This window comes from Pelagibacterium luteolum (genome assembly GCF_900100665.1).
GTDB lineage: Bacteria > Pseudomonadota > Alphaproteobacteria > Rhizobiales > Devosiaceae > Pelagibacterium > Pelagibacterium luteolum.
In genome coordinates this window covers 146,045-156,358 of the sequence record NZ_FNCS01000007.1, presented here as the reverse complement: position 1 = coordinate 156,358, position 10,314 = coordinate 146,045, and the positions used below count along the sequence as shown (strand labels likewise).

Annotated in this window: 13 protein-coding genes; 8 read left to right on the top strand and 5 right to left on the bottom strand. The window is 61.2% G+C overall.

The annotated features are described in order from the left end of the window. From BLR31_RS13025 to BLR31_RS13015, 3 genes are all read left to right on the top strand, one after another. On the top strand, positions 1–340 hold a 340-nt coding region (locus BLR31_RS13025; RefSeq protein WP_143009388.1), incomplete at its 5' end, for a transposase. Between the two features lie 220 nt (positions 341–560). Continuing rightward, complete coding sequence (locus tag BLR31_RS13020; protein ID WP_090597031.1) at positions 561–1,574, top strand: flagellar motor protein MotA; 1,014 nt, start codon at positions 561–563, stop codon at positions 1,572–1,574. A 3-nt stretch (positions 1,575–1,577) separates the two neighbouring features. Beyond that, entirely contained in the window at positions 1,578–2,603 is a 1,026-nt protein-coding gene (locus BLR31_RS13015) for a peptidoglycan -binding protein (RefSeq protein WP_090597029.1), read from the top strand. Between the two features lie 82 nt (positions 2,604–2,685). On the opposite strand, the gene BLR31_RS13010 is transcribed toward BLR31_RS13015, so the two are convergent. Further along, on the bottom strand, positions 2,686–4,521 hold the full coding sequence (locus BLR31_RS13010; protein ID WP_090597027.1) for an ABC transporter transmembrane domain-containing protein: 1,836 nt from the start codon (positions 4,519–4,521) through the stop codon (positions 2,686–2,688). Positions 4,522–4,706: 185 nt separating this feature from the next. Between BLR31_RS13010 and rpmE the strand changes: the two genes are divergently transcribed. Beyond that, positions 4,707–4,931, top strand: coding sequence for a 50S ribosomal protein L31 (gene rpmE, locus BLR31_RS13005; RefSeq protein WP_090597025.1), 225 nt, complete (start codon positions 4,707–4,709; stop codon positions 4,929–4,931). Between the two features lie 432 nt (positions 4,932–5,363). Here the strand turns inward: rpmE and BLR31_RS13000 are convergent, their stop codons facing one another. Beyond that, positions 5,364–5,603 (bottom strand): GIY-YIG nuclease family protein, encoded by a 240-nt coding sequence (locus tag BLR31_RS13000; RefSeq protein ID WP_244505057.1) that lies wholly within the window; start codon positions 5,601–5,603, stop codon positions 5,364–5,366. Positions 5,604–5,803: 200 nt separating this feature from the next. Next, on the bottom strand, positions 5,804–6,319 hold the full coding sequence (gene rcdA, locus BLR31_RS12995) for a protease adaptor protein RcdA (RefSeq protein WP_090597023.1): 516 nt from the start codon (positions 6,317–6,319) through the stop codon (positions 5,804–5,806). A gap of 410 nt (positions 6,320–6,729) precedes the next feature. Between rcdA and BLR31_RS12990 the strand changes: the two genes are divergently transcribed. The 3 genes from BLR31_RS12990 to BLR31_RS12980 are packed head-to-tail and all read left to right on the top strand — an operon-like array spanning position 6,730 to position 8,720. Next, a complete protein-coding gene (locus BLR31_RS12990; RefSeq protein ID WP_244505055.1) occupies positions 6,730–7,104 on the top strand; it encodes a GntR family transcriptional regulator in 375 nt (124 codons plus the stop codon). Then, positions 7,101–7,982 carry an ATP-binding cassette domain-containing protein gene (locus tag BLR31_RS12985; RefSeq protein WP_090597021.1) on the top strand — a complete coding sequence of 294 codons (882 nt, stop codon included), beginning with the start codon at positions 7,101–7,103 and terminating at the stop codon, positions 7,980–7,982. Before BLR31_RS12990 ends, BLR31_RS12985 begins: the two co-directional genes overlap by 4 nt. A 3-nt stretch (positions 7,983–7,985) precedes the next feature. Next, positions 7,986–8,720: a hypothetical protein gene (locus tag BLR31_RS12980; protein WP_090597019.1), complete on the top strand. Its 735-nt coding sequence runs from the start codon at positions 7,986–7,988 to the stop codon at positions 8,718–8,720. A gap of 6 nt (positions 8,721–8,726) precedes the next feature. Here BLR31_RS12980 and BLR31_RS12975 read toward each other — a convergent pair whose 3' ends face one another. Further along, positions 8,727–8,909: a DUF1192 domain-containing protein gene (locus tag BLR31_RS12975; RefSeq protein WP_090597017.1), complete on the bottom strand. Its 183-nt coding sequence runs from the start codon at positions 8,907–8,909 to the stop codon at positions 8,727–8,729. Between the two features lie 62 nt (positions 8,910–8,971). On the opposite strand from BLR31_RS12975, the gene BLR31_RS12970 reads away from it, so the two are divergent. Next, on the top strand, positions 8,972–9,964 hold the full coding sequence (locus BLR31_RS12970) for an NAD(P)H-quinone oxidoreductase (protein ID WP_425287242.1): 993 nt from the start codon (positions 8,972–8,974) through the stop codon (positions 9,962–9,964). On the opposite strand, the gene BLR31_RS21715 is transcribed toward BLR31_RS12970, so the two are convergent. Continuing rightward, on the bottom strand, positions 9,961–10,215 hold the full coding sequence (locus tag BLR31_RS21715) for a DUF6455 family protein (RefSeq protein ID WP_176762649.1): 255 nt from the start codon (positions 10,213–10,215) through the stop codon (positions 9,961–9,963). The two genes, BLR31_RS12970 and BLR31_RS21715, sit on opposite strands and share 4 nt — an antisense overlap. Positions 10,216–10,314: the final 99 nt, after the last annotated feature.

The following is a 10,314-nucleotide window of genomic DNA, read 5'->3' as shown; positions in this document are numbered from 1 at the left end:
GCCGATCAACCGCCTCGCATTCGAAGCCTATGTCGAGCAGGTTCTGGTGCCCGAGTTGCGGCCCGGCGACATCGTGATCATGGACAACCTCTCCAGCCACAAAGGAACCCGGACCCGTGAACTGATTGAGGCAGCGGGCGCATCACTCAGGTTCCTGCCGCCCTATAGCCCCAACTTTAATCCGATCGAAAACGCCTTCTCCAAACTCAAGGCGATGCTTCGCAAAGCAGCAGAGCGAACCGTTGATGCGCTCTGGAACAGAATTGGCAAACTGGTCCAAACCTTCACGCCCAAAGAGTGCGCCAACTACTTTGCAGCCGCTGGATACGATGCAGACTGATAGGATTCCGCTCTAGACCGGCTTGTGCCGGATATCGCGACAGCCCTCGCTGATCGCTGAGGCGCACCAGCGTGCTCGGAACAGGGTTTTTCCGCTGTGGTCACTTTTCCTTAACCACACCTCAAGTCATTGTCAGGACATCATGGTCTGACTAAGCTGGCGCGAAATTGACACGTCGCCGGGTTTCGACCGGTGAGCGCTGCCAGGAGCCGGCTGTTTTATGACGCAGACTTACGACCCCTATCACCTGTCCAGTCCGCTGGTGTATCTGATCAAGATGGTGATCTTCCTCGTGCTGGTGGGCATGGTGGCGATCATCATCGGGCCGCAGCTTTTGACGGCGTTCTGGTCTTCGCCCTTCATCAACGGGCTGATCCTGTTCGTGCTTCTGGTCGGCATCGTCTTGAGCTTCCGGCAGGTCGTGCGGCTGTTCCCGGAGGTCAAATGGGTCAATTCGCTCCAGGACGGCAACACGAGCCAGCTCGGCCGCGCGCCCGTTCTGCTTGCCCCCGTCGCCGCGATCATGCGCGACAAGCTCGGTGAGACGGTGATCACGCCGGCGTCCATGCGCTCGATCCTCGATTCGGTGGGCATAAGGCTCGACGAGGCCAAGGAGACATCGCGCTATCTCACAGGGCTCTTGGTGTTCCTGGGGCTGTTGGGCACGTTTTACGGGCTTTTGCAGACAGTCGGCTCGGTGGCCGGGGTGATCCAGAGCCTCGATGTGACATCGGGGGATGCATCGAGCCTGTTCGGCAATCTGCGCGAAGGGCTCGAAGCCCCACTGGGCGGCATGTCGACAGCGTTCTCAAGCTCGCTGTTCGGTCTTGCCGGATCGCTGGTGCTCGGGTTTCTCGACCTCCAGACCGGCCAGGCGCAGAATGCGTTTTATACCGATCTCGAAGACTGGATGAGTTCGATGACCGAACTCGACCACCCCATCGCCACCATGCAGGCCAATAATTTCGGCGTCTCGGGCAGCGAGATGCAGCAGATGTTCGACCGGCTGGGCGCGACGATGCAGACGCAGAATTCGTCCCAAAACGCCATCCGGGCCATGGCCGAACTGGCCAAGGGGATCGACGGGCTAGTCAAGCACATAAGGGCCGAGCAAGAGGATCTGCGGGCCCATATCGCCGAACAGGCCGAAGTGAACAAGCGCCTGACGCGCCTGATCGATACGCTGTTGCAGGACACCGACCGGCCCCGCGACGGCCAGAACCGAGATTTGTAAGACATGGCCCTCGTCCGCGGACGCACGACCGAACGTCCCAATTTCTGGCCCGGCTATGTCGACGCCCTGTCGAGCCTGCTGCTGGTCATCATCTTTCTGCTCTCGATGTTCATGATCACCCAGTTTTTCCTCAATCAGGAAATTCTGGGGCGCGACACGGCGCTGTCGCGGCTCAACGCGCAGATCGCCGAGCTGACCGAATTACTGCAGCTCGAACAGGCGGGCGCCGAAGAACTCGAGCTTTCGATTGCGTCCTTGTCGGCAACGCTGGCCGGCGTGGAAAACGAGCGCGATTCGCTCCAGAGCGAACTGGCGGGGCTTGGCGCGGGACTTGCGGATTCGGATTCGACGATCTCCGGGCTGGAGAGCGCGTTGGCGGATGAGCAGGAAATCTCGTCCGAAGCGCAGGCACAGGTGGCGCTGCTCAACCAGCAATTGGCCGCCCTGCGCCAGCAGATCGGCGCGCTCGAAGCGGCGCTCGAATCGTCCGAATTGCGCGACAGCGAAAGCCGCACCCAGATCGCCGATCTGGGGCGCAGGCTCAATGTGGCGCTGGCCCAGCGCGTGCAGGACCTCTCACGCTATCGCTCGGACTTTTTCGGGCGGCTGCGGGAGATCCTCGAGGGACGCTCGGACGTGCAGGTGGTTGGCGACCGGTTCGTGTTCCAGTCCGAAGTGCTGTTCGATGCAGGACAGGCTGTGATTTCGGCCGAAGGCGAAGTGCAGATTTCGGCGCTGGCCGAGGCCATTCTGGAGCTTGAGACGGAAATTCCGTCCGATATTCCATGGGTGTTGCGGATCGACGGGCACACCGACAGGCGCCCGATTTCGACACCGCAATTCCCATCGAACTGGGAGCTCTCGGCAGCGCGTGCCATTTCGGTGGCCAAGCTGCTGGTGGAACAGGGCGTCTCGCCCAACCGGCTGCTGGCTGCAGGGTTCGGTGAATTCGCGCCACTCGATCCGGCGGATAACGAAGACGCCTACAGGCGCAACCGGCGGATCGAGTTCAAGCTGACCGAGGCTTGATCCGCCTCGCAGCGCGTACCGCTGCGGGCATGACGGCTGGTCTCCCCGCCGTGCTGGTGAGGGGGCTGCTGTAGGCCTGCCCCTACCCCGCCAAAGCCTCGTTGTTCATGCGGAACTGGAGTTTTGCCAGCTCGGCATAGCGGCCGCCCTTGGTGACAAGCTGGTCGTGGGTGCCCTGGTCGATCAATTCGCCCTTTTCGAGAACGAGGATGCGGTCGGCGTTGCGGATGGTGGCGAGGCGATGGGCAATGACCAGAGTGGTACGGCCCTGCATCAGGCGTTCGAGCGCGACCTGGACGAGATGTTCGGATTGCGCGTCGAGGGCGGATGTGGCCTCATCGAGGAGAAGGATGGGGGCATCCTTCAAAAGTGCGCGGGCGATGGCGACGCGCTGCTTCTGGCCGCCCGAGAGCATGACGCCGCGTTCCCCGACCATTGTATCGAATCCCGAGGGGAGATCGTCGACAAAGCCGGTGACGAGCGCGGCATCGGCTGCGGCGCGCACTTCTTCGATCGACGCGCCGGGCTTTGCGAAGCGGATATTGTCGGCGATGGTGCCGGCAAAGATCACCGGCTCCTGATCGACCGAGGCAAAGCGACGGCGGAGCTCGGCGGGATCGACATCGCGCACATCGATGCCATCGACGAGGATGCGGCCCGAATTGACGTCATAGAACCTTTGCAGCAGGGCGAACACGGTGGTCTTGCCGGCGCCCGACGCTCCGACAAGCGCGACGGTTTCACCCTGATCGACCGAAAAGGATAGGTTTGAAAGGATCGGGGCGTCGTCCCGGGTTTTGTAGGTGAAATCAACGGCTTCGAATTTGACATTGCCCAATGGGGGGACCGGCAGCGCCACGGGATCGGCCTTGATGGGGAGCGTCGAGCGCGTGTCGAGAATTTCAAACAGCCGTTCGGTGGCGCCCGAGACCTGCTGGAGGATGCCGAAGACGTCGCTCATATTGGTGAGCGCCGAGGTTGCGACGACGGCATAGATGGCGAACTGGGTGACTTCGCCCACGGTGATCATGCCGGCGAAAACCGCCTGGGTGCCTAGCCAGATGAGCGCGACCATGGCGCACATTGAGACAAAGAGGACGAGCCCGATCATCAGGGCGCGCGCCATCAAACGCGAGAGTTCGGCGCGATAGGTGGTTTCCGCGTAACCGCGGAACAGTTCCTGCTGGCTTTCTTCCTGGGTGAAGGATTTGACGGTTTTGACCGAGGACAGGGTCTCGGTGATCATCGCCGAAAGATCGGCCAGGGTGGATTGGGTGCGCTTGGAGGTCTTCTTCATGCGCCGGCCCATGACGACGAGGGGCACGACGATGATCGGGATGATGATGATTACGCCGAGGGCGAGCTGGAAACTGGTCCAGAACATCATGAAGACAGCGCCGACCATCAGGATGAAGGAGCGCAGCGCAAGGGAGGCGGACGAACCGACAGCCGAGCGGATGGTGGCGACGTCGGCATTGAGCCGCGAGGTCAATTCGCCCACGCGATTGACGTCAAAGAACGTGGCATCGAGCGTGAGGAGATGATCGAAGACTTCGCGGCGCAGATCGGCGATGGCACGCTCGCCGATGACCGAGATGAGATAGAACCGCGCAGCGCCCGACACCGCCATGATGCCGGCGACGACGATCACCAGCCAGGCATAGGACGAGACGACGTCGAGATTTTGCGTGACGAAACCCTGATCGACGAAATTGCCGGCGAAATACGGCAAGGACAAAGACGTGATCGCCGCGATGAACAGAAAGGCGAATGTCAGTGTCAGCCGCACCGGATATCGCGTCATGAAGGGGATCAGCCGCCGCAATGGCGAGAGCGAGGACGCGCGCTCCCCGGCCTTGAGGCGCGGAACATCCGCAGTGGTTGCGGATACGGGTTCGGTTTGCGAGAGATCGGACATAGAGACGCCTAGTTCATTTGGCGCCTAGATACGCCTTGGCAGGCCCAACGGCAACCTTGGGGACAAAGGTAAGGCCTTTTGCCGCCCCTTGCGCTTGGGCCAAGCTTTGGGTAAAAGGCGGCCAACCAATTCAATCACCGATTGTCCGGGCGCCGCAGCGCCCGTTTGATTTAGGGCCCAGCGCAATGAAAAAAGACCTTCACCCCGACTACCACTTCATCACCGTGGTGATGAATGACGGCACCGAATACAAGACCCGCTCGACCTACGGCAAGGAAGGCGATCGCCTGACGCTGGATATCGACCCCACGACCCACCCGGCCTGGACCGGTGGCTCGGGCCGCCTGATGGACCGCGGCGGACGCGTCTCGCGCTTCAAGGAAAAGTTCAAGGGCATCCTGGGTTCGTAAGAACTACGGATTGTACTAAAGAGATTGAAGAAGCCCGGCCGATGTGCCGGGCTTTTTTATTGCGCCGGTGGGGATGCGTCGGACGCGGCGAGATGGGTCCTCGGGTCAAGCCCGAGGATGACGGTGGGGGGTGGGTGAGGTGGGGGATAGAGCCAGCCGTTTACACAGCCTGTCCCCCCGGGCGGAGACCTCGGGTCCAGTATGCTCGGAGTGGGTGCCGGACTTTGGCGTTGGGGACACCCAGTCGGTGCGGAGCATACTGGGTCCCGGCTCAAGGCCGGGATGACGGTGGTGGGTGGGGTGGCGTTATAGTAAACCTCTTGGAACCGACGGATTGCAGTTGGTTGCCATCGCGACCAACCTCCCCCACCCGTCATCCTCGGGCTTGACCCGAGGACCCATGCGGCGACCGCCGGTACGCGGGTGGCAGAATTACCCCCGTGCGATCACCCACCAGAGATCGTCCCAATCGGGATTGTGCGTTTCGATGAGGTCGATCTTCCACGCCCTGATCCAGTGCTTTAAATTTTTCTCACGCTGGATGGCGTCGGGAACGGTGTCGTACGTCTCGTAGTGGACAAGATGTTTGACGCTGTAGGTCTTGGTGAACCCTTCGGCGAGGCCCTCGCGGTGCTCCCAGACGCGGCGGATGAGATCGTTGGTGACGCCGATATAGAGCGTTCAGTTGCGTTTGCTCGCCATGATGTAAACGTAGCCGCTCATGTGGGGATGAGAGGGTGCGTGGGTCCTCGGGTCAAGCCCGAGGATGACGGTGGGGGGTGGGTGAGGTTTCGGGTAGCCGGCGATGAGACGTGCCGCGGGGCGCTGCGGGCGACGGGGCGCACGGGGCAGCCACGCTGCGGGGGGCTGCCCTACCCTCCGAACGCGGCTTTGAGGCGGTCCATTTGGCCGGTGAGGGCGTTTTCGCTTTCGGGTTCGGCGGGGAGGGTTTCGCCGCGTTCGATGCGGTCGAATTTGACGACGCGTTCGAAGAGGCGATCGCCCTTCAGAATATAGGACTGCATGGTGTCGGGCATTTCATCCCAGCCGGGGCCCCCGCGATCGGATGGGAGGGCGGAGAATTTGACCTTGGCTTTTTCGCTCAGAGCCTGTTCGGGAGAAATCTCGCCCTCGTTGACGGCGCGCTGCAGAAGGAGCCAGGAGGCGAGTTGCATGAGGCGGGTTGTGAGGCGCATGGATTCGGTGGCGTAGAGGAATGCACCCTCACGGCTGAGCGCCTTGCTGTCGTCGCGCCCTTCCCCGTCGAGATAGGCAGCGACTTCCTCGATCAGGCCCATGCCTTCGCGATATAGGAGATCGAAACCGCCCGAGGCGAGCAGCCTGGGGGTAATCGCAACGGCATCCTTGTCGGACCTGGCCTCGTCCACGCGGAACTCCTTGGGGCGTTGATATGGGTCGGCGCATTCTAGGCGCGTTGGCGCCAGAGGTCATCACTATGACAGCGCCTTCTCAAACTAGCCTTAACAGGTTTGCGTTCCAGAAATTTTTAGAGAAAACGCGCTGGGCTTATGAAGCCCACCCGACATTAGCACCCCCAGAAAAAAGAAAAGAGCCGTCAAGCAAACGGCTCTCGAAAGTTAACAGGGAGGCGTCAAACAGAGGGAAGGAACCGCTCTGAGAAACTCGAGAAAAACTCGATGAGGAAAACCTAAACCAGGCCAGTTAAATTTTACTTAACGCGGTCAAGTTTTTTAACCTTACCCATTTTTTTCGCCTCGCTTGACAGAACCAATCTCGCGCTTATATGGTTCATTAGTCAACTAACGAACCAATGAGGATGACGGTGTTCGACGACCGCTCCCCCATCTACCGCCAGATCGCCGACCGCATCAAAGCCGATGTGGCGAACGGAACGCTGTCGCCCGATGAGCAGGTGATGTCGACCAATCAGTACGCAAGCTTTTACGCCATCAACCCCGCCACCGCCGCAAAAGCGTTTGCCCAGCTCGTGGACGAAGGCGTGCTCTATAAGCGCCGCGGCGTGGGGATGTTCGTTTCCCCGGGCGCCCGTGAGGCGTTGGTGAGCGACAAGCGTACGAAATATTTCGATGCCGTACTCGGCCCGGCGCTCGACGAGGCCGAGGCCATCGGGATCGACCCCAAGGACATTTTCGAATTTCTGGCCGCCCGCACAAAGAGGGACCCCAAATGACCCCCACGCTCTCGCTGGATACTGTGACCCATCGCTATGGCGACACGCTCGCGCTCGATGACGTCAGCCTTACGCTCTCCAATCCCGGCATCCATGGATTGCTAGGCCGCAACGGCTCGGGCAAGACGACGCTGATGTCGCTGGTCGCCGGGCTGCGCAAGGCGAGCAGAGGCGCAATCACGCTCGATGGCCAGCCGGTTTATGAAAATTTCGCCGCCACCTCGCAGATCTGCATCATCCGCGAAAGCGGGGATACGACATCGGAATGGACCGAGACGATCAATGACGGACTGACGCTGGCGCGCGACATGCGGCCCTATTGGGACGACGCCTATGCCAACCGATTGCTCGATCGGTTTCAGCTGTCGAAAAAGCATAAGGTCAACGCACTCTCGCGCGGGCAACGGGCGAAATTTGCTTGCCTTTTGGGCCTCGCCGCACGGGCGCCGCTGACCATGTTCGATGAATCCTATCTCGGGATGGATGCGCCGACGCGCTATGATTTCTATGACGCGCTGCTCGAGGATTTCATGGCGCATCCGCGCCTGATCCTCGTCTCGAGCCACCATATCGAGGAAATCGCCAAGCTGTTCGAAGAGGTCATCATCATCGAGGATGGCAGGGTGATGCTGCATGAGAGCGCCGACGCGCTACGCGGGCGCGGGCTGACGCTCACCGGGCCAGCGGCGGCTGTCGATGCGATAGCGGCAGGCGCCAATGTTCTGTCGGAGAAAACGCTTGGGTCCACCAAGATGGTCGCCCTTTACGACGTCGCGCCCGATCTCGAAGAGAGGGCGCGGGCCGCTGGGCTCGAAACGGCATTGTTGCCCATCCAGGACATCTTCGTTCACCTGACCGCCAAGCGGGGAAAGGACTGAGCCATGACCACAGCAATCGCAAGACGCGAACCGATATTTCCCAAACGCATCCTTTTGGATCAGCTGATTTTTTCCATCATGGTCTGGGCGGGCTTTGCAGTGTTCATGTTCGCGCTGACCTTCATTGTCTCGCTGGTGCGGGAGATCGAGGTGAGCGGCTGGAACATTGGTGGCCAGCCGGCGCGCTGGTTTGCCTTCGTGGTGGGCATCTACATAGGGTGGACGGTGCTGCAATTGCACGTGACCCATGGCGGGACGCGAAAGGGCTTCGCCATTCAGGCGCTGATCTTTTCGGTCGCCTACGCAGCCCTTTTGGGTGCACTGTTTGTGCTGACGTTCTTCCTCGAGGCTGGGTACTACGGACTGATGGGCTGGCCGCAGGCGCTGCATCAGCCCGAGCTTTACGCCCATCCACTCGATTTCGGGATGGCACTGATCCAGTGGGTGATGATCTTTGGCGTGTGGACGCTGGGCGGCCTGCTGATCGGGGTGGCGTGGTATCGCAATGTGATCCTTGGCGCCCTGTGCATCCCGCTCGGTCTGGTCGCTGTCTCGATCTCGACCTATACGTTCAGCGGCGAGATCGGGCCGATGAACTGGCTGCGCGCGTTCGTGCCACCACAACCGGGTGCGGTCCCGGCCATTACGGCGCATCTGGCGATCATCGCGGTGTTCGCCAGCCTGACCTGGCTCGCCATCCGCGACATCCCCATCAAGAACAAGTCCGAAGCCGGCTGAAGCCTTTTAGAACTTGAACACAGCGTCAGCCGCACTGCGGCTGGCGGTCTTGCTTTTAATGGCCGCTTCGAGGCGGGCGATCTCGTCTTTCAGGATACCGATACGCAGTTCGAGCTCATCGACCGAGAGCGTATCGAGCACCATGCCCACCTGATGGACCGGCGCAGGACGCACGACATCGTCTTCCATGGCGATTGACCTTATCAAAAATATTGCTTGGCCTATTGTGGCGCGCCCTTATGGTGGCGTCCATGACTATTCCAGACCAAATGCAGGCCATCGAAATTACCGAACCCGGCGGGCCCGAGGTGCTGCGCCTGGCGCGCGTGGCAACGCCGGTGCCACAGGCGGGTGAGGTTCTGATCAAGGTTGCAGCGGCCGGGGTGAACGGCCCCGACCTGATGCAACGGCGCGGCAATTACGCGCCGCCGCCAGGGGCGTCGCCCCTGCCCGGGCTCGAAGTATCGGGGACGATTGCGGCACTCGGCGAGGACACGCCACGGCTCGCGATCGGCGATTCGGTGGTGGCGCTGGTCAATGGCGGCGGCTACGCGGAATATGTTGCCGTGCCGGCCGGACAGGTATTGCCCCGGCCCGAGGGCTGGAGCGATATCGAAGCGGCGACGCTGCCCGAGACGTTCTTCACACTACAACAAACGCTGATCGAACGGGCCGGGCTCAAGGCCGGGCAAACCGTCTTGATCCATGGCGGTGCGGGCGGCATCGGGGCGACGGCCATCCAGTTGTGCCGGGTGTTCGGAGCCAGCCCGATCGTCACCGTATCGAGTGCGGAAAAGGCAGACTACGTGAGAACGATGGGCGCCACGGCCATCAACTACAAAACAGAGGACTTCGTGGCGCGGGCACGCGAGATGACCGAGGGGCGCGGCGTCGATATCGTCATCGACATCATCGGCGGTGATTATGCCGACAGGAACCTCAAGGCCTGCGCCTATGGCGGGCATGTGATCCAGCTTGCCGTACGCGGCGGGGCAAAGGCGGAGGTCAATCTAGGGCTTTTGCTGATGAACGCGCTGACCATTTCCGGTTCGACGCTGCGTCCGCAGAGCGCTGCCACAAAGGCGCGGTTCGCCGAAGGCTTGCGCGCCAAGGTGTGGCCTGCAATCGAGCGTGGCGCGATCGTAAAGCCGCGCATCACCACCTTCCCTCTGGCCGACGCTGCCGGCGCGCATCGGGCCATGGAGGCAGACGACCATTATGGAAAGATTGTGCTGATCGCCTAGATATGCGCCTTTGAAGGCCCCATAATATGGGCGTTGTTGCAGAAAGCGGGCGGTGCGGCGCGGCGGGTGGCATGCGTGTCGAGCCAGGCAGCGCATGCGGTCTGATGCGGGCATAGGGTGCAGCAGGCGATGGCGCGCTCAAGGCGCTTTTGCGCCGAAGCGGCGTTGAGCGATGCGCCGTACAGATCGGCGCTCGTTACGGCCTGCATGCGACGCACGAAAACGGTTTCGATATCGACTGGTTGTTGCATCGACCGCCTCCCTTGGACCAACATCACTCAACGCTTGAGTGCGGGAGCGGGTTCGGTCACGATTTCGTCAGGCTATCAAAAGAGACTTGTCCCGAATCC

Excerpts from the sequence above, each read along its gene's own strand:
- BLR31_RS13015 (WP_090597029.1), top strand. The coding sequence starts at position 1,578 with ATGGCCCTCGTCCGCGGACGCACGACCGAACGTCCCAATTTCTGGCCC.
- BLR31_RS21715 (WP_176762649.1), bottom strand. The coding sequence starts at position 10,215 with ATGCAACAACCAGTCGATATCGAAACCGTTTTCGTGCGTCGCATGCAG.
- BLR31_RS13020 (WP_090597031.1), top strand. The coding sequence starts at position 561 with ATGACGCAGACTTACGACCCCTATCACCTGTCCAGTCCGCTGGTGTAT.
- BLR31_RS12990 (WP_244505055.1), top strand. The coding sequence starts at position 6,730 with ATGACGGTGTTCGACGACCGCTCCCCCATCTACCGCCAGATCGCCGAC.
- BLR31_RS12970 (WP_425287242.1), top strand. The coding sequence starts at position 8,972 with ATGACTATTCCAGACCAAATGCAGGCCATCGAAATTACCGAACCCGGC.
- rpmE (WP_090597025.1), top strand. The coding sequence starts at position 4,707 with ATGAAAAAAGACCTTCACCCCGACTACCACTTCATCACCGTGGTGATG.
- BLR31_RS12980 (WP_090597019.1), top strand. The coding sequence starts at position 7,986 with ATGACCACAGCAATCGCAAGACGCGAACCGATATTTCCCAAACGCATC.
- BLR31_RS13010 (WP_090597027.1), bottom strand. The coding sequence starts at position 4,521 with ATGTCCGATCTCTCGCAAACCGAACCCGTATCCGCAACCACTGCGGAT.
- BLR31_RS12985 (WP_090597021.1), top strand. The coding sequence starts at position 7,101 with ATGACCCCCACGCTCTCGCTGGATACTGTGACCCATCGCTATGGCGAC.
- BLR31_RS12975 (WP_090597017.1), bottom strand. The coding sequence starts at position 8,909 with ATGGAAGACGATGTCGTGCGTCCTGCGCCGGTCCATCAGGTGGGCATG.